At 48.8% G+C, this 18,849-nt stretch carries 16 protein-coding genes; 8 read left to right on the top strand and 8 right to left on the bottom strand.

Going from position 1 to position 18,849, the window contains the following annotated elements; genetic code table 11:
• Nucleotides 1-79 precede the first annotated feature (79 nt).
• Together AC4IE7_RS07560 and AC4IE7_RS07555 are read right to left on the bottom strand one after the other, a co-directional pair.
• Nucleotides 80-631 (bottom strand): REP-associated tyrosine transposase, encoded by a 552-nt coding sequence (locus tag AC4IE7_RS07560; protein WP_490776211.1) that lies wholly within the window; start codon nt 629-631, stop codon nt 80-82.
• Nucleotides 624-1,010 (bottom strand): hypothetical protein, encoded by a 387-nt coding sequence (locus tag AC4IE7_RS07555; protein WP_490776210.1) that lies wholly within the window; start codon nt 1,008-1,010, stop codon nt 624-626. Before AC4IE7_RS07555 ends, AC4IE7_RS07560 begins: the two co-directional genes overlap by 8 nt.
• Nucleotides 1,011-1,148: 138 nt before the next feature.
• On the opposite strand from AC4IE7_RS07555, the gene AC4IE7_RS07550 reads away from it, so the two are divergent.
• From AC4IE7_RS07550 to AC4IE7_RS07535, 4 genes are all read left to right on the top strand, one after another.
• Nucleotides 1,149-1,430, top strand: a complete 282-nt coding sequence (locus AC4IE7_RS07550) for a cupin domain-containing protein (RefSeq protein WP_490776209.1) — start codon at nt 1,149-1,151, stop codon at nt 1,428-1,430.
• A gap of 48 nt (nt 1,431-1,478) precedes the next feature.
• Entirely contained in the window at nt 1,479-4,034 is a 2,556-nt protein-coding gene (gene mutS, locus AC4IE7_RS07545) for a DNA mismatch repair protein MutS (protein ID WP_490776208.1), read from the top strand.
• A 44-nt stretch (nt 4,035-4,078) separates the two neighbouring features.
• On the top strand, nt 4,079-4,288 hold the full coding sequence (locus tag AC4IE7_RS07540; RefSeq protein WP_490776207.1) for a dodecin: 210 nt from the start codon (nt 4,079-4,081) through the stop codon (nt 4,286-4,288).
• A 357-nt stretch (nt 4,289-4,645) separates the two neighbouring features.
• Nucleotides 4,646-5,083 (top strand): PilZ domain-containing protein, encoded by a 438-nt coding sequence (locus AC4IE7_RS07535; protein WP_490776206.1) that lies wholly within the window; start codon nt 4,646-4,648, stop codon nt 5,081-5,083.
• Between the two features lie 148 nt (nt 5,084-5,231).
• Here the strand turns inward: AC4IE7_RS07535 and AC4IE7_RS07530 are convergent, their stop codons facing one another.
• The 5 genes from AC4IE7_RS07530 to xerD form a co-directional block, all read right to left on the bottom strand.
• Nucleotides 5,232-6,011, bottom strand: a complete 780-nt coding sequence (locus AC4IE7_RS07530; protein WP_490776205.1) for an FHA domain-containing protein — start codon at nt 6,009-6,011, stop codon at nt 5,232-5,234.
• Nucleotides 6,012-6,053: 42 nt separating this feature from the next.
• Nucleotides 6,054-6,800 carry a Stp1/IreP family PP2C-type Ser/Thr phosphatase gene (locus AC4IE7_RS07525; RefSeq protein WP_490776204.1) on the bottom strand — a complete coding sequence of 249 codons (747 nt, stop codon included), beginning with the start codon at nt 6,798-6,800 and terminating at the stop codon, nt 6,054-6,056.
• A gap of 326 nt (nt 6,801-7,126) precedes the next feature.
• Nucleotides 7,127-7,918 (bottom strand): DsbC family protein, encoded by a 792-nt coding sequence (locus tag AC4IE7_RS07520; RefSeq protein WP_490776203.1) that lies wholly within the window; start codon nt 7,916-7,918, stop codon nt 7,127-7,129.
• 5 nt (nt 7,919-7,923) lie between these two features.
• Nucleotides 7,924-8,406 carry a YajQ family cyclic di-GMP-binding protein gene (locus AC4IE7_RS07515; RefSeq protein WP_490776202.1) on the bottom strand — a complete coding sequence of 161 codons (483 nt, stop codon included), beginning with the start codon at nt 8,404-8,406 and terminating at the stop codon, nt 7,924-7,926.
• A gap of 330 nt (nt 8,407-8,736) precedes the next feature.
• Nucleotides 8,737-9,636 (bottom strand): site-specific tyrosine recombinase XerD, encoded by a 900-nt coding sequence (gene xerD, locus AC4IE7_RS07510; RefSeq protein ID WP_490776212.1) that lies wholly within the window; start codon nt 9,634-9,636, stop codon nt 8,737-8,739.
• A gap of 545 nt (nt 9,637-10,181) precedes the next feature.
• Here xerD and AC4IE7_RS07505 point away from each other — a divergent pair.
• From AC4IE7_RS07505 to AC4IE7_RS07495, 3 genes are all read left to right on the top strand, one after another.
• The gene (locus tag AC4IE7_RS07505) at nt 10,182-10,625 is read left to right on the top strand and encodes a YcgN family cysteine cluster protein (protein WP_490776201.1); all 444 of its coding nucleotides are present in this window, start codon (nt 10,182-10,184) and stop codon (nt 10,623-10,625) included.
• Entirely contained in the window at nt 10,622-11,692 is a 1,071-nt protein-coding gene (locus AC4IE7_RS07500; protein WP_490776200.1) for a DUF3549 family protein, read from the top strand. Before AC4IE7_RS07505 ends, AC4IE7_RS07500 begins: the two co-directional genes overlap by 4 nt.
• 260 nt (nt 11,693-11,952) lie before the next feature.
• Nucleotides 11,953-12,390 (top strand): universal stress protein, encoded by a 438-nt coding sequence (locus AC4IE7_RS07495; RefSeq protein WP_490776199.1) that lies wholly within the window; start codon nt 11,953-11,955, stop codon nt 12,388-12,390.
• Nucleotides 12,391-12,980: 590 nt separating this feature from the next.
• Here AC4IE7_RS07495 and icd read toward each other — a convergent pair.
• Nucleotides 12,981-14,237, bottom strand: coding sequence for an NADP-dependent isocitrate dehydrogenase (gene icd / locus AC4IE7_RS07490; protein WP_490776198.1), 1,257 nt, complete (start codon nt 14,235-14,237; stop codon nt 12,981-12,983).
• Between the two features lie 465 nt (nt 14,238-14,702).
• Here icd and AC4IE7_RS07485 point away from each other — a divergent pair, with 465 nt between their 5' ends.
• Complete coding sequence (locus tag AC4IE7_RS07485) at nt 14,703-18,533, top strand: beta-propeller domain-containing protein (RefSeq protein WP_490776197.1); 3,831 nt, start codon at nt 14,703-14,705, stop codon at nt 18,531-18,533.
• Nucleotides 18,534-18,849 lie beyond the last annotated feature (316 nt).

Below are 18,849 nucleotides of genomic sequence, written 5' to 3'. Positions count from 1 at the left end.
GGCACCCTACACGGGAATTTAGTAGGGTGCCGCCCCTGGCGCACCAAAAAACACCACCACCACCCCCCCACAAAATCCCTCACTCCCCAACTGTAGTAAACACCGATCCACAAACATCCCCACCACCCCAATCCGCCGGATAGACACCCGCCTCAACAAACTGATGAAAACTCGACCAAGGCCAATCCACCACTCGTCCAACCAGCCCATGCTTAACCGGATTGAAATGTAAATAATCTAAATGTCTTTGATAATCCCCCTCATCTGAAATCAAATGTTCCCAAAACCGACGCTGCCAGACCCCTACTTCCCTTCGCTTATGCCTGGAGGCACCAACCATACCAACCTGACCACCCCGAGTCCGAAACCGCTTCGAGAATAACCCCTTCACCATATTCCACCGTAAACTGAAATCTTCATCCCCAGCTGGCAAGGTCCAGATACAATGTAAATGATCCGGCAACAGACAAATCCCCGGCATTGAAAAAGAGTTCCTCTGCTGCACAAAAACCATCACCTCACGCAAACAACGGCGAGCTAGGGCATCAGCAAACAGAGGCCGACGTTCAAAGGTCACTAAGGTAAAGAAATAGGTACCACCAGAAACAAAACAACGACGGTAATCAGACATATCGCCACTCCTTGGCAATTAAAAGAGAATCAAACCATACCACGGCTAAAGAGATCAGGCAGAAACCAACATCATCTCTAGCCCCATAAATTGGTGCGGCAGGGCCGCACCCTACGAAGAATGATTGTAGGGTGCCGACCTTCGCACACCAATAACAACCATCCAAACCAACGTAGGGTGCCGCCCCTGGCGCACCAATAGCAACCATCCAAACCAACGTAGGGTGCCGCCCCTGGCGCACCAATAACAACCATCCAAACCAACGTAGGGTGCCGCCCCTGGAGCACCAATAGCAACCATCCAAACCAACGTAGGGTGCCGCCCCTGGAGCACCAATAGCAACCATCCAAACCAACGTAGGGTGCCGCCCCTGGCGCACCTGGCCGCTCTATTTTCTGTGAATCTCTACTGAAACTGATAAACGCAATAGCCTCCAGAGTTAACCTGACCCCCTGTTTCAGGTTAAACTCTCCGGTCTGATTTTCGCCGTCACACAATAACCCTATCGAATGACACCATGACCGAACAGAAAATACTCTGCGAACACCGTCCATCCTCCATGAAACTGGAGATCCAGGGGGTCTATGACTGGCCTATCTGGAGCAAAGAGGTCTCTACCTTCGATTGGAGCTATGACCAGACTGAAGTCTGCTATTTCATACGCGGTAAGGTCGTCGTTACACCTGAAGGTGGTGAACCCCAGGAGTTTGGCCGAGGCGATCTGGTGACCTTTCCGGCTGGGATGAAATGCACCTGGGAGATTCTCAAAGATGTGGAAAAACACTACGCCTTTGAATAACCCCTATCCCATCTGATGGCCAAAGCCACTACATCTCAACATACCCCGATGATGCAGCAGTACTTACGCATCAAGGGGGAGTATCCCAACATGCTGGTCTTTTACCGCATGGGGGATTTTTACGAACTCTTCTTTTCCGATGCGGAGAAGGCGGCTCGACTGCTCGACATCACCCTCACCAAACGGGGCACATCGGCGGGCAAACCCATCCCAATGGCGGGTGTCCCTTATCATGCCGCTGAAGGTTACCTGGCACGCCTGGTTAAACAGGGTGAGTCTGTAGCGATCTGCGAACAGATTGGTGACCCGGCGACTTCCAAAGGCCCTGTCGAGCGCAAGGTGATGCGCATCGTTACCCCTGGCACCCTCACGGATGAAGCCCTGCTTGAGGAGCGACGTGAGAATCTGCTGGTTGCGGTAAATGAATATAAAGAGGGAGTCGGCCTCGCCGCATTGGATCTGGCCAGTGGTCGATTCACTATTCAGCAACTGACAACCCTGGAGGCATTGAGCGGTGAACTGGAGCGCCTTACACCGGCAGAGGTTCTGTTGGAAGAGGACTCCACCCTACCCGAGACTCTCAAGCTGAACTGCGGCACTACCCGACGACCTGTCTGGCACTTCGATATCGACTCCGCAGAGCAGTTGCTGACCCGTCAATTTGGCACACGGGATCTGGGTGGCTTTGGTTGTCAGGATCACCCCCTGGCTGTTGGTGCTGCAGGTTGTCTGTTGCAGTATGTCGAAGAGACCCAGTTCGGCGCCCTACCCCACATTCGTGGCCTGCAGGTGGAGCATAGGGAAAACAGCGTCATCATCGATGCAGCCACACGACGCAATCTTGAACTGGTCCACTCCCTCAGCGGACAACCTCAACATACCCTGGCCGGGATCATGGATCGAACCGTGACTGCAATGGGGAGTCGCAAGCTTCGACGCTGGATCAGTCAACCGCAACGCGAGCGGGAGACGGTGGCCAATCGCCATGCCACGATCCAGGCCTTGATGGAGTCGGGCCTCTATCTTGAGCTTCAAGAGATCCTGCAGGGTATCGGTGACATTGAACGCATCCTCGCCCGGGTGGCACTCAAAAGTGCCCGCCCCCGAGACCTGGCCACACTGCGTGATGCCTTGGGGATACTGCCTCAACTTCAACCACTGCTTGAACGTCTCGACAGCCCACTGACCCGTTCACTCTCGATGGAGATTGGTGAGCATCCTCAACTGCACCAATTGTTGCAGCAGGCAATCATTGAACAACCACCTATGCTGATCCGTGATGGTGGGGTACTGGCTGAGGGATATGATCAAGAGCTGGATGAGTTAAGGTCGCTGTCACAAAACGCCGACCAGTTCCTCCTCGATCTTGAAACCCGGGAACGGGAAAGAACCGGCATTGCAACACTCAAGGTCAGCTATAACCGGGTACATGGATACTATATAGAGATCAGCCGCAGTCAATCGGATAAGGCACCTGATGACTATGTCCGGCGTCAAACGCTCAAGGGTGCTGAACGCTTCATCACCCCAGAGCTGAAAAAGTTCGAAGATCAGGTATTGAGTGCCAGAGAGCGTTCACTGGCCAGAGAGAAGATGCTCTATGAGCGACTACTCGAAGCGTTGTGCGAGTCGCTCACAACTATGCAACAGTGCGCGGAGGGTTTATCTCACCTGGATGTGTTATGCAATTTAGCAGAGCGGGCGCAAAGCCTCAATCTGGTACGTCCTGAACTGGTGGAAGAGCCAGGCCTGCAGATCGTTGATGGTCGACATCCGGTTGTGGAGCAGGTCAGCCAGGATCCATTTGTAGCCAACAGCGTAACCCTCAATCAACAACAACGCATGTTGGTCATCACCGGACCCAACATGGGTGGTAAGTCGACTTTCATGCGGCAGATAGCGATCATCACCCTACTCGCCTATGCCGGTAGTTTTGTACCTGCCACTTCTGCGCACCTCGGACCAGTCGATCGTATCTTCTCCCGTATTGGTGCTTCAGATGACTTGGCCGGTGGACGTTCGACCTTCATGGTGGAGATGGAGGAGACTGCCAATATTCTGCACAATGCCACTGAGCAGAGCCTGGTGTTGATGGATGAAGTCGGCCGTGGCACCTCTACCTTCGATGGCCTCTCACTCGCTTGGGCCTGTGCTGTTGAACTGGCAACTTATTTACGTGCTTTTACCCTCTTTGCGACCCACTACTTCGAACTCACAACCCTACCGGATGAGTATCCGGGGATCGCCAATCTCCATCTTGATGCAGTAGAGCATGGTGACTCCATTGTCTTCCTTCATGCCGTGAGAGAGGGACCGGCAAATCAGAGTTATGGCTTACAGGTTGCGACTCTGGCAGGCGTACCTAAACCTGTAATCAAGAAAGCCCGGCAACGTCTGAGGGAGCTGGAGGCCAGTGCCCAGCGACATGCAGAGCAGCAGCAGAGCCAACTTCCGCTATTTGATACTTCTGCACAGACGCCGGAAGCTTCAGAAGTGGAGCGCTTACTGGAGCAGATCGATCCAGATGAATTGACTCCCCGCCAGGCGCTAACGCAACTCTATGATTTGAAAGAGAAGCTGGGTGAGAAAGAGAATTCCTCATAAGGGATCTATACCCTTTTAACCACACACGACTACCGAGGTGTTTGATGAGTGACCATGTCTACAAAAAGATTCAGCTGGTCGGTTCTTCCCAAACCAGTACCGATGATGCTATTCGTAATGCCATCGCAAGGGCTGGAGAGACCATCACTAACATGAACTGGTTTGAGGTGGTGGAGACCCGAGGTCACATAGAGAATGGGCAGGTCTCTCATTGGCAGGTCACCATCGACATTGGATTTCGTCTGAAAGACTAAGTTTGACCTGAATTAGCCGAACTGTTCTTCTCTCATTACTATCAGCTATAGAGGTTGGATGCAGGCCCTGCCGCACTAGGTCTTACTGAAGCGAGAACCATCAGATGAGCAGTTTGACAGACAGCCTCTCTCTCTAGAGTAGTGGGATTTCCGAGGAATTAACTGCCTAAGGGTGCGGCAGGGCTGCACCTACATGTCGTACTTCCAGTCACCTGCAGATCGACAGGATTAACGATCTCTAAGGTACAAACACCTGCTTGCGGTAAACCCTAATAAACACAAGTATTCTCCTGCATATCTAATAACCCTTCCGGCACCTACAGTGAAATGTGACACTTTTATTACGGAGTCACATCAATGGATGCAAGAAAAACACCAAGAACAAAGACATCATTTAAGGTGACCCTAATCTCCATGAGCAATGGGGTTGAACAGATCCGGGTTATTACCGACATCAGCAAATCAGGGATTTTTGTCAACGCTCTATCAGGCTCAAAACACAATGAGCGGTACAAGGTGGATTTCAGAAAACCTGGACAGCCCGAATCCTTACTTTTGGCAGCTCGGGTAACCCGCATTAACCCAAAAGGCTCAGCCCTTTCATTTGAGCAACTTCACCCTCAAGAGAGCCAATTTTTAACGGAGTTGATCCACCCGAGCTGGGATGGAAAAGATCTTCTGGAAGGTGTCATCATGCATGGCATTCTCGAAAATACTACCGATTTTGCATCCTGTATGCGCCTTACTTCTCTGTTGAGCAGTGATTATCGGTATGCATCACGAGCATCCCAGTAACTCCTGATTGAAATCACCGCACTCAGTAAAAAGCAGGTCAGGTTAGTGATTGAGATTTTTTGGAAGGGCATCGCTATACCCTTTCACTTTACTACGAGGTTTCAGTGATCTCGACTGAAAAAGTCAGATAAGAACTGAGTCGTGAAATCTAATCCTGATATTCCAGGTTCAAATCGCCCAGTGTAATTCGATCGCCCCTTTGCAGTGCAACACCGCCAGCACGTATCGGTTTGCCATTGATCATGGGTGTATTATCGCCGCCGACCTTAAGCAGAAAGTAGCCATTGTGGCGCTTATTGATCAGCACCAGATCTCCACCGGGTTTACCGACACTGAAAAAGGAGCGATCAATCACCCGTTCCTCACCTTTATAATCACCATCCAGGAAGCGAACTTTTGCTGGCCTCTCCTGGACAGAATCAGTGCCATCTTTCAATGATTGCTTTGCTGGCTCTTGAGCTGGATTTAGTTGAGGTTTAGCGGGAGAGGTAACCACCGGTCTATTGGAAAACGGGGTGCTGGGAGGGGGAGGCGTTGGTTTTGTCTCTATAATAGACTCAGCAGGTTCAGCAGCTGGCCGATTCAGCGGCTTCAGGACAACCGTTCGATCAGGGTCCTCCGGTTCCATTTCGTGGTGGGGTAGTTGCGCAATATAACGCAGGTTATATTTACCGATCTCAATCAGGTCACCATGTTTGAGGAAACGCTTGGTAACCACATTACCATTCACACGAGTGCCATTGGTACTACCCTCATCTTCGATGGAAAAACCACGAAAAACTCGGGAGAGGGTTGCATGATGACGACTTACAGAGCGATCGCCAAGACAGATATCACAGGTTGCATCACGTCCAATTAAAAAACGCTTATCAACAAGCGGGAACTCTTGTGGTGTCTCATCGTCACTCAGAACTACGAGTTTTTCCATACTGTCATCTACCCAGATATTCAATCATCACTAAAAGCATCATCAATCACTGCTGACCATTGGCCGTGCCAGTATCACCGAGATATTATCAATACCGCCGCAACGACAGGCAAAGTCGACCAGTTCATCCACCTGCTGATTTAGATCCAGTTTTTCATTTTCCAGGATACTTTGCATTTCATCATCCGTCACCATGCCAGTTAACCCATCAGAACAGAACAGATAGAGATCTCCCTGCTCTATTGCAGAATCGGCGAGGTCAACCTCGACCTCTGGCTCTGAACCCAACGCCCTGGAAAGTACATTAGTGGGAACGCCTGCCATCAGAGCCTCTTCCATGCTGCCAAAATCACCAAGGTTAACCATTTCCTGAATCAATGTATGGTCTTTCGTCAACTGCTCAAAACTACCATCCCTTAACCTATAGAGCCGGGAATCACCGACATGGGCGTAGCGTAAACCATTTTCGCTAAACCAGCCTACAACGAGTGTAGTCCCCATTCCCTGGTACTCAGGTACTTGCTGAGCCAATTCCAGTATCGCCTGATTGACAGCCACTATCGACTCATGGATCGCCGGCCTTTCTGACTCGGCATCACTCTCCTGACTACCAAGAAGTTGGCCTATTAAGAGATCCACAGCCAATCCGCTGGCGACTTCACCTGCATTGGCTCCTCCCATACCATCGGCAAGAATCAGTAGACCCGCATCCGGATCACCGCCAATTGCATCTTCATTTTGCTCTCGTACCACTCCTTTATCGGTACGCATTGCTACTTCTATAATCAAGCTCGCTCCTGGTCTGCACTTTATTGATTAAAGTCAATGAATGGATGGATGGAAAGGCAATTTTTCACAGAAACGAGAGGGAGTCTGTGTATTCCCCAAAAATGGTGGAAAAAAACCAGCTATTTTAGGGACGCCCCGGCTTTCTTTTGCAAAATCAAATGTTAGAGACTACCAGAAGAAAGCCCTTGCGCTTCGTTATTGCCCTCAACAAGGGAAGCACTATTGTAGCCTTAAAAAGTGATTTTTTTGGTTGCCGGATTAATAGAGGGATGAATTTGTCCCGAATGCCGGGACAATTCGTTATATCAATACCCCCAATCCTCTGGTTACTGAGTTTTGCTTTGTGCAGCAATTTCCATGTCCAGCTTACCTAGAATCGTGCTCATTTTTTTAGCAGGAATATAACCCGGCAACATATCACCACTCTCAAGAAAAATCGCTGGTGTTCCCGTTACACCCAACAGTTTGCCCAGTTCAAAATGGCTAAGTACCGGATTGTCACAACTCTTAGAGTCAACATCTTCTCCTGCTTTTGAGAGTGTCATCGCCTCATTTCGGTCGTCAGCGCAAAATACTGCTTCCGCCTTCTTAAATGAATCACTACCGACTCCAGCTCTTGGATACATCATGTAACGCACACGAATACCAAGCTCATTGTAGTCTTCGATTTCAGCATGCAATTTCCGGCAATAACCACAATCTATATCTGTGAACACAGTAACGGTATGTTTATAGTCCTTAGGCGAGAAAATAACCATATTATCTTCACCCACCGAATCTATATACTCCGCCTTTGCCAGGGCAATTTTTGGAGAGGTCAAATCTTCTCTTTTTTCGATATCAAATAGTTTACCGCTCAATAGATGTTTGCCATCTGCAGAGACATAGAATATTTGAGGCCCCACCATAACTTCGTATAGCCCACTGATTTCACTGGGCGCGATACTTTTGATCTCGCCACTCTTGAGAATTTTTCCCATACCTTCGCGAATTTTCTTCTCTTCATCATCCTGGGAGAGAGAATCAGCCAGAAGAGAGGAGGACATTAACATCGCCGGTAACATGGCTAAAGTGAGAATAAGGCCTCTGAGCGAAAGATCTTTGGTCGTAAATTTCATTGATTCTAATCCCGAAAATTCTGATATTGGAGGGGCAATCCATAGTCAGATTGCCGCATGAGTGTGATAACCTGCTGTAGATCATCCCGCTTTTTGCCAGTAACCCTTACCTGTTCACCCTGGATCTGGGCTTGAACTTTCAGCTTACCTGCCTTGATATCCTTGACCATCTTCTTCGCAACATCTGTCTCTATACCTTGCTTGATTAAAACAGTCTGTCTGGCGGCATTCAGGTTGGTCTGGGGATCCTTAACATCCATAACAGCAACATCAACACTGCGTTTGACCAGTTTTTGGCGCAGAATATCCATCATCTGGTTGAGCTGGAACTCCTGTTCTGCTTTTAAACTGATCTCAGCGTCGTTTTGTTCGAATTGTGCATCCACACCCTTGAAATCAAATCGAGTACCTATTTCACGGTTTGCCTGATCCACAGCATTTTTAACCTCTTGCAGATCTACCTCGGAGACAATATCGAAAGATGGCATTAATGCGCTCCTCTATTTCGCATAAATTGGCTGCGACTCTACCACATCCCTAAGCGCTGTTAACACCAACTGGTTCCGTATATAGACCTGTAATTAGTTTTGGCGGGCCCCATCAAACTCCATATTCGAGTCTGAGTTGCGATAACAGTTGTTGGAATTAGTGCATCAATCTGCTGCGATCAAAACCAGCACCCAATGCCAGATATAACCATCACTCTGCATCGCGCTCTGCTACTGAGCGCATGAAAGCATATCTATAATTAACATTATGAATATCGCTCTAATTATTGATATTTGGTTATTTTAAAATCAATATGCTAGTAAATCAGATCAGCCCCTTGGATGGTGTTTTGAATGCAATGATTTCAGCCTCTCCCTCGCCACATGAGTGTAGATCTGGGTGGTGGAAAGATCACTGTGCCCAAGCAACAACTGCACAACCCTGAGGTCAGCGCCATGATTCAGTAAATGGGTGGCAAAAGCGTGGCGAAGTGTATGCGGAGAGACTGTTTGATTAATCCCGGCGATCACAGAGTGTTTCTTGATTCGATACCAGAATGCCTGTCGGGTCATGCCATGTCCGCGACGGGTTGGAAATAGATGCGGACAGACTCTCTCACCCAGCAGCGCACTTCGAGCCCCAGATAAAAATCGCTCTAACCACCCCTGCGCCTCATCCCCCAGGGGCACCAACCGCTCTTTCCCCCCTTTACCAATCACACGCACTACGCCCTGGGTCAGACTAACCTGCTCTGGCCTCAAGTCGACCAATTCTGAAACCCTGAGTCCAGTCGCATACAGCACCTCGAGCATGGTGCGATCACGCATACCCTCAGGATCCTCTATTTCCGGCGCAGCCAGAAGCGCCTCAACTTCCACTTCTGAGAGGGACTTTGGCAGGGGCCTCCCTAGCTTTGGGGCTGAAATCCGAACACTGGGGTCAATCTCCAAAGTGCCTTCTCGGAGACAGTATTGGTAGAACTGGCGCAAACAGGAGAGCATTCGGGCACTGGAACGTGGTTTGACACCCTGCTTACTCAGACTTGCCAGAAAGTATTGAAGATCTTCGCGCCGCGCATTCAATAAACCGCGACCTTTTTGGTCATGCAACCAAATCGCAATTTTTCGCAGATCAGACTGGTAGGCGGAGAGCGTATTCCGGCTCAACCCCCGCTCCATCCAGATCGCATCTGCGAAGGACTCAATCAGCTGTAAATTCTCTTCTTTTATCTTCACTACTGGACTTCAGAAAACGTCTCTCGGATCCAAAGAGCAAGATTGCCTACACTGAATTGGATAAGATGTTGGCGGCGTGACCATAATCCTGTGACAGCAAAATGACAGCCGTCATCTCCTACATTATTGGTCAGGTATTTGGGTTCAACTCGATATCATTGAATAATGCCGGCAAAGACCAGGGAATGGTAGTAAAATATTTCCACAGATCCTGTGGATAACTTTGTGGGTAAAGCACCTTAATTCCTCTGTAAGCCTTGATGTTATTGATCCCTTTTTAGATTGTGTAATTTCTGTACAATTAAAGTATTATTAATAATTACATATAGTTACAATGCTTTATTAACTATTTAGTTTAGATAATTTCATTAAACTGTCAATCATTCATTTCCCAGCCATTAGATGTGTATAAACAGTATTGACATGGCCACATAAAAGTGATCTACAGAATGGTAAATTCAGACCAGGAAAGATGAGACTTTCAGCCCCTTTCTGAACTAAGATAGTGCCCCATTTAATCTTCCCGTAATCAATCCTACATGAGCAAAAGTACAACTCCCTTCTGGCGTAACAAATCGATACAGGAGCTCTCCCGCGAAGAGTGGGAATCACTCTGCGATGGATGTGCAAAATGCTGCCTTCAAAAGCTGGAGGATGAAGAGACCCGCGAGATCTATTTCACCAATATCGTCTGCGATCTACTCGACAGGGAGCACTGTCGTTGCACACACTACCAGGAACGCTCGATCCTTGTACCAAACTGCATCACCCTCAAACCAGCTGATTTAGAGGATCCTTACTGGCTCCCACCCAGCTGCGCCTATCGCTTACTGGCTGAGGGCAAGGATCTACCCGACTGGCACCCTCTGCTATCCGGTGGGGATACCCAAAAGATGAAGCTGGGTGGACATACCATCCATGGCAAGGTGGTACCTGAAGCGGAGGCGGACGACTGGGAACATCACCTGATCGACTGGATATGAAACAGATATCAACACTTACCGAGTTCCTGGAGTCTGGCGGTCTGAAGCTCGACTTCTACGATATGGGGCGAAGGGTAACCCGCATACCCAGGGAGACCTTTGTCAATTTTGAACGAACGGAAACGCCCTTTCCTGCCCCGCTGCAGCAACAAGCCTGGTTCGCGCTGATCCTGTCTGACAAGGAAAACAGTGCCCGCGAACCGATGATCTGGTTCATCAGATTTCCCCTGGACGAACAAGCGAAGCTGCTGCAGGCGGCTCGAGACGATTTTTTGCACCGCCTGATGGAGAATCTGGGTCAAGGTGCCAGCGGAAAGCATGATGAAATGCAGGCCGCAATTCAGGACAACCCCTATCTATTTCAACCTAAAGAGGAGCGCTTAGCGGTCTTTCACGCGCGCTTCACTGCCAATCTGGGCAAACCCGCCTCCCGTTACTACGATCATGCCCATGCCTATTTCAATGGCGACCTGGGTTGGGAGCAGTGGTCATTTATCGGTTATCAGGGCATAGCCGATTTGGCTGCCCGCATTGCTCAGGATAACAATCAGCAGCAAATCACTGCTGCGATTGCAGAACTTCCTGCCGCACCTTTGGAAGCCTTATGCCACTGTCTGGAGAACGAGTCGATTTCAAAGCCTCTGACCCTCTCCCTCGCTAAACGCTCACGAGAGGCCTTGAAACAACCTGAGCCTGATCTCAAAATCTTAACTGCGGTGATACGAGGAACATCACAATCAACAGCAGAAAGCCATCGTAACGAATTGATTTTAAAAATCCTTAGTCATCCGGTTTCTTCCCGAAGCGAGATACTCGTTGCCATATCCGGCCGGGCCTGGGAGTCTCTATCCGAACAGCAGATCAGTCGCCTCTTTTTGGATCGTCTTGCAGACAACGAGGTGGGACAGGATTTTTTCAACAGCATTCTGAGTGACCTGCTCTACATGCCGACTACCCGTCACTACCTGCAATCCGAAATGCGAGATCCCAATCGGTCAGATCAATTGAGTCAGGCACTTGGTCGCTTTTTCGACAGCTTACGGCCAGAGGGCGCTAAATCTGAGTAGGATTAAATCATTTGAATGCCATCAGGAGCAGAGCCTCTATGGGCTCAGATCTCACCTGATCAGGCGATAGATTTCCCAGCACTCCAGCGTGGTGCTTCATACTAGTGTACCTCGGAATATTTATGGCCTGGTTGGTTATTGCTATTATTGATATGTCGGCAATTAAAAATGGTGCATCACTACTATCCCAAAACTTCTGTCAGTATTGATCTATCCAAGCGACCATGATGCGCTATTGATATTATTAAGGATCAGGCAAGATGAACGCACTTGTTGCCATAGACCTCTCTCCAGCATCATGGAGAGTCATTGAGCAGGCACTACAGCTATTAGACCAATCCGACACCCGCCATCTCTGGCTACTGCATATTGCCAATCCTGAACCCGACTTTGTAGGTTATGAACCTGGCCCCCAGGCTGTAAGGGATGGACAGGCGAAAGATTTCCACCAGCAACACCAAAGCCTGCAAGAGTATGCTGAGCGATTGAGAAATCTGGGTACTGAGTGTACCGCCTTGCAGGTACAGGGTGCCTATGCAGAAAAAATATTAGATGAGGCGGAAAAGCTTAAGGCCGATGTGATTGTGGTGGGCAGCCATGGAAAAGGCCTGACCAAGGAGCTGATCTATGGCAGCACCAGCAACCAGCTGGTACGTCATTCAGAAATTCCTCTATTGATTGTGCCAACCTCAGATTGAGTGCAGGCTCCCACTTACTTTAACTATTACGGTTGTAACTGATTCATTACTGTTGGTTTCTATTGCTGATTGAGAATTGAGATATGAACAACATCGCAAAGCAGAGGGTCACGGCTAGAAAAAACTTACAAGTCATCAGTATCTTAAATAGGTAGGGAGAACCCCCCCCCTCTCCCCTCGCGGGAGAGGGGCCGGGGGAGAGGGGGAGAATGAACACTCTATTTTCCCCAACAATCAGCAAGATAAATATGAACGATCAATGCAGTTTTTCTCTTTCAGCCACATCAAACGCTTCGCGTACACCCTCTCCCCAACCCCTCTCCCGTAAAGGGAGAGGGGCTTTCAGAGTTGTTCTGAGAAGATTGAAAGTTAATTGGACAGCAGTGTGGAATGATATACCACATCAATTAATGGTATTTATGCTCACCCGTTGGGTAAACCCACTAAAGCCACATGAATTTGTGAAAATCTCAGTTCAAGCCCTGCTGCATTGTCGCTCTTGTTAAGGAAATAACCATTAACTGTAAACGACGCCTTGCCGGGGATGCCGGGATTGCCAACAAATCCATGTTCAATAGTGGATTCCAGGGTTACATATGGCTGATCATCGCATCCCCGAATGCAGAGCAGCTTAGCTCCTGGGGGCTATCCATAAGACGCGCCAGATCATAGGTTACTGTCTTAGCGGATATCGTTGCACCGAGACTTTCGATAACCAGGTCAGCCGCTTCAGTCCATCCCATATGACGTAGCATCATCTCAGCAGAGAGAATAAGCGAGCCCGGATTTACCTTATCCAGACCGGCATACTTAGGCGCGGTGCCATGGGTTGCTTCGAACATGGCTACGGTATCTGAAAGATTGGCTCCTGGCGCAATGCCGATACCACCCACCTGTGCTGCCAGCGCATCAGATATATAGTCACCATTGAGATTCAAGGTCGCGATGACACTATATTCAGCCGGACGCAGCAGAATCTGCTGCAAAAAGGCATCAGCGATCACATCCTTAACGGTAATCTCAGTGCCAGTCCTGGGGTTCTTGAAGGTACACCAGGGTCCACCGTCCAGTTCGACTGCACCAAACTCCTCTTTGGCTAACTCGTAGCCCCAGTTCTTGAAGGCCCCTTCGGTGAATTTCATGATATTGCCTTTATGCACCAGGGTCACAGAATCGCGGTCGTTATCAATCGCATACTGAATCGCCTTGCGCACCAGGCGTTTACTGCCCTCGCTGGAGACAGGTTTCACACCAATGCCTGAAGTCTCAGGAAAACGGATTTTACTCACACCCATGGTGTTCTGCAGATATTCGATGAGTGTCTTAACCTCATCAGTACCAGACTCCCACTCAATTCCGGCATAGATATCCTCGGAATTCTCTCTAAAGATCACCATATTGGTTTTTTCAGGCGCCTTCAGTGGGCTTGGTGTACCGTCAAAATAGCGCACAGGCCTGAGACAGACATAGAGATCAAGCTGCTGACGTAATGCCACGTTAAGCGATCGAATTCCACCACCAACAGGTGTGGTCAAAGGGCCTTTGATGGAGACAACATACTCTTTGACTGCATCCAGGGTCTCTTGAGGCAACCAGGTATCAGCATCATAGATTCGGGTAGACTTTTCTCCCGCAAAGACCTCCATCCAGGCGATCTTTTTTTCACCGCTGTATGCCTTATCCACAGCAGCGTCGATGACTTTGCGCATAACAGGGGTGATGTCCACGCCTATACCATCACCTTCGATATAGGGGATTACGGGATTGTTAGGAACACTCAACACCCCTTTCGCGTCAACGGTTATCTTTTCCCCCTCAGAAGGGATCTCAATCTTGTCATAAGCCATGGATATTTCCTGTTGATAAAATTTAACTGTGATAGTTGCAAACAACCCATTCAGGTCAAGGATTCGGGCTTCCGAGGACCATATTTCCTGTGCGGCACCAGAGGAAACCACGATTGTCGGTTATTTGATGGCGCCATTGTAGCCATGATTCAGGGTAACTTTATAGGTTCAATAGGAACTGATCACAAGTCTTTCTGATATATTTTCCTACTTTCAGATTAAAACAAGGCATTCAATGCATTGAATTTTAAGTAAATTACATGCATTAAGATACTGCTCCGATTTGTTTACAGAATAGCTTTATCCATACCATTGAGATGGATTCGCCAAAAAGTCATTGAGATTCATAGCACTTTCTTGATTGATGAAAACTTGATGTCGCACACACTCTAGTTTGCTACTATTTTGCCATTGGAAGATTTGTAGTTTACAGATAATCGACGCAACTACTCGCTGGAGACATTGATGTCCAAAATAATTACAGGTGGCGTTTCAGCCATCATACTAACAACCCTCCTAGCCTTTCTAACTGCTTGTAACTCATCTGACAACGACGATAACGCCAATAGTGAAGTCCCTGCAGATCAAGAAGTTACACAACTGACAAAATTCGAACATTGCGACGATCTGAAGAGCTACCTGATCAGCACAAATGAGCAACAGAGTGCACTCCTGGAGTATCTACAGAGCTTACCTCCTGAAACTCTGGATGAGATGAATGACCAACCATCTCCCAGCCCCACCAGTGGCTCGGAACAGCCTGCAATCAATAATTTAACCGGTACCAATAATCAGGTTGCCGGTGTGGATGAGGCGGATTTCGTTAAGACCGATGGTGAAACCACCTACCTGCTCTCTGGTGGCTATTTAACGATTTTACAGACCTGGCCAGCGGATCAGAGCCAGGAACTGTCGAGAACAGAGATCGATGGCTCACCCAGGGCACTGTTTTTCCATGATGATATCCTGTGGGTGGTTAGCGACCTGATTCAGGGTAGTTACCCTCAATTCGAAGAGAGTCTGACTGAGGATATTGCGCCCCGCATCAACCAGATGACCAAAATCACCCTGTTGCAGGTTACCGACCCCACGCAGCCAAGTGTAATCAGGGAGACCGTATTGGAGTCAGGCTATGTTGATGCACGCAGAATCGGTCAACAAGTCTACCTGATTGTCACTGCTCAACTTGAACTGAGCACTGTGACTGCTGACCCTGAGAATATCGAAATCGAAGACCTGCTTCCGATGCTGTCCGATAACAGAGCACCTTCAACAACCACTCTGACTACAACCTCACCCATCTGTGGTTGTGATGCTATCTATCACCCTGAAACCGCGAATGGCACAGGTACCCTGACAATTCTCGGTTTTGACCTTGAAAACCCGCTTGCTGATATATCCAGCGAAACGGTTCTCGGCAACAGCAACATGGTCTATGCCAGTCAGGAAAACCTCTACATCGCCAGTATCGAGGATTCAAACTGGCTCTGGTTACCCATGATGGAGGGAGAAGAGTCTCTAACCCCTTCAACCACTATCCACAAATTCTCTCTTGGCACCATGCCCAAATACCTTGCCTCGGGTAGTGTCGATGGACATCTACTGAACCAGTTCTCCATGGATGAACATCAGGGAGTATTACGCCTGGTTACTACAGAACAGGCCTGGTGGAGCGAAGCCGACCCTGAAAACCGACTCTATATAATGGAGCAATCTGAGGATCAGCTGGTGGAATTGGCTCTACTGGATGGCCTTGGTAAACCTGGGGAGAGCGTCTATGCAGTACGTTTTGATCAGGAACGGGGTTATGTTGCGACCTTTGAGCAGATCGATCCGCTGATCACTCTGGATCTCAGCGACAGCAACAACCCAGTAGTCGCCGGTGAGCTGGAGGTACCCGGACTCTCCACCTACCTTCACCCGATCGAGGGAGATATGCTGCTGGCCGTTGGCCAGGATACCGATACCAGTGGCATCAAACTGAGCCTGTTCGATATCAGTGATTTTTCACAGCCGACACTGTTATCTGACCATCTGGTCAGCGCTGGCAGCTACACCGAAGCGGCCTACAACCATCACGCTTTCACCTGGTTTGAGCAGGAGCAGATGCTTGCGATACCGGTGACAGAATGGAATAACGACACCGCAGGCACTGAATATGGTATCGACGACATTTTCAATGGTCTGGAGCTGTTCAGCGTCTCTGCTGAAGAGGGTATCCAACCCTACGCTTCTATCGATCACGACATCTTTTATCAGGATCAAGAGAACGCCAACTGGTTCTACCCCTCACCTGTCAGTAGAAGTTTCTTTGTCGCGGATGATGCGAACAACAGCTATATCTACTCTATCAGTGAGAGAGGGTTACTGGTTAATGACCTCGCACTGCCAGACAACATTCTCGCTCAGGTCCCACTATCCACTGAAAGTGACAATGTCCACCTTTTCAGTGATGTACCGTTGACCCGCTTCAGCCAGTGTGATGATCTGAAATCCTACTTGATCACTACCAATGAACGCCAAAATGAACTGATCAATTACTCAGATCGCTTTTGGGGTGGAGGTGATGATTTTAGCTCTGCGCCCATATCGTCCCCTGCACCTGTACCTGAAAGCACCCTCGATCAGAATGATTCTGAACCTACGGTCAATAGTGTAACCGGCACCAATAATCAGGTTGTTGGCGTGGATGAGGCTGACTTCATCAAGACCAATGGTAACTTCACCTATCTCCTCTCCGGTGGAAATTTGGTAATACTGAAAACCTGGCCGGTAGATCAGACTGAGGAGCTTTCGAGAACGACAATCGAGGGCACACCCAGGGTACTGTTTTTTTATGAAGATATTATCTGGGTGGTGAGTGACCTCTATCAAAACAGCACACCAGAGTACGAAAACAGCCTGGGAGCGGGGGTCGCCCCCCGTGTTAGCCAGATGACCAAGGTCACCTTGTTGCAGATCACTGATCCTCAACAGCCTGTCCTGCTCAGAGAGACCGTATTGGAGTCACAATATGTCGATGCACGCAGAATCGATCAGCAGGTCTACTTGATTGTTCGTGCACAAATCAATCTGAATGAAGCCCCTATCAGCAGTGAAAACATCGAGATTGAAGAAATACTGCCAATTCAGGTAGACAATATAGCCCCCTCAACAGATACCCAAGCCACCACTTCAGTGATTTGTGGTTGCGATGCAATCTATCGTCCGGAAATCCCAGACGGAACCGGCACGGTAACTATTCTCGGCTTTGATCTGCAAAACCCACTCTCAGACATTAGCAGTCAATCGATACTGGGTAATGCAGGTACAGTCTATGCCAGCCGGGAAAACCTCTACATTGCCAACATAGAAGATCCATACTGGTACTGGGGAGCAATGATGGATGGCGCCGAGAGTCCAACACCAACCACCACCATCCACAAATTTAGTCTTGGCGCTTCGCCTGAATATCTTGCAAGTGGACGAGTTAAGGGCCATTTAATCAACCATTTCGCCATGGATGAGTATCAGAGCGTCCTGCGGCTGGTGACAACTAATCAGGATTGGTGGACATGGGAGACCAACAACCGTCTGTATACATTAGCTCAAAATGGAGACCAGTTAGCACAACGAGCCTATTTGGACGGCCTGGGAAAGCCAAGGGAAAGTCTCTATGCAGTGCGCTTCAATCAGGACAAAGGGTTTCTGGTTACCTTTGAACAGATCGATCCACTGATCGCCGTGGATCTCAGCGATTCGAGAAATCCTTTTGTGGCGGGTGAGCTTGAAGTACCCGGTTTCTCTACTTACCTGCATCCCATAGAGGGAGAGAAAATTCTTGCCATAGGCCGTGAGTCAGGCGACTTAAAACTAAGTCTTTTTGATATCAGCGATCTCTCCCAACCAACCCTGCTTTTTGATCATCTTGCTGGTAATGGAAGCTACTCTGAAGCAGGCGATGACCATCACGCTTTCACCTGGTTCGAGCAGGAGAAAATTTTGGCGCTCCCGGTAAGCAAGAGGAATTTTTCACTGGGCATCTATAACTACTTCAAGGGACTGGAACTATTCAAGGTTACTGCGGATGATGGAATCCAACTCTATGGCTCCATCAATCACGATATTTTCTATGCCGATGCTGGGGATTCAAACTGGTACTACCCTGACGGCATCCGCAGAAGTTTCATTGTCACTGATGACACGATGAACAACTACATCTACTCAATCAGTAGTCGTGGTCTTTTGATCAATGATCTGGCTGCACCTGATGTTAATCTTATGCAGATTGAACTGCCCTCGGAGAGTAATGACTAACAATTTTGAGCTGATTAATTACAATCCTTGAGGAACTGTAGGGTGGGGCCATGCCCCACCTAAAGCCATGATGCATCGTAGGGTGCGGCCCTGCCGCACCTATTCGGGCTATGTATCAGAACCCATTCAAATCTACTGGCATTCAAGATAACCAGCAACCATCTGTGAGTAGTGAATTGCTTACCACTGTTGGTGGGGCATGGCCCCACCCTACCAACCCCGAACAGTGCGCCTCTTGGTATCCCGTTTTGACACGAGCGAGAAGCGCAGGCAAAACCGATCAGCGGGCCTGACTGTTTGAGCGTAGCGAGTTTCA

The organism is Candidatus Thiodiazotropha sp. AKAK3 (assembly GCF_058244645.1).
Note: the sequence above shows the minus strand (reverse complement) of the source record. Positions and strands in the feature narration are given on the sequence as shown.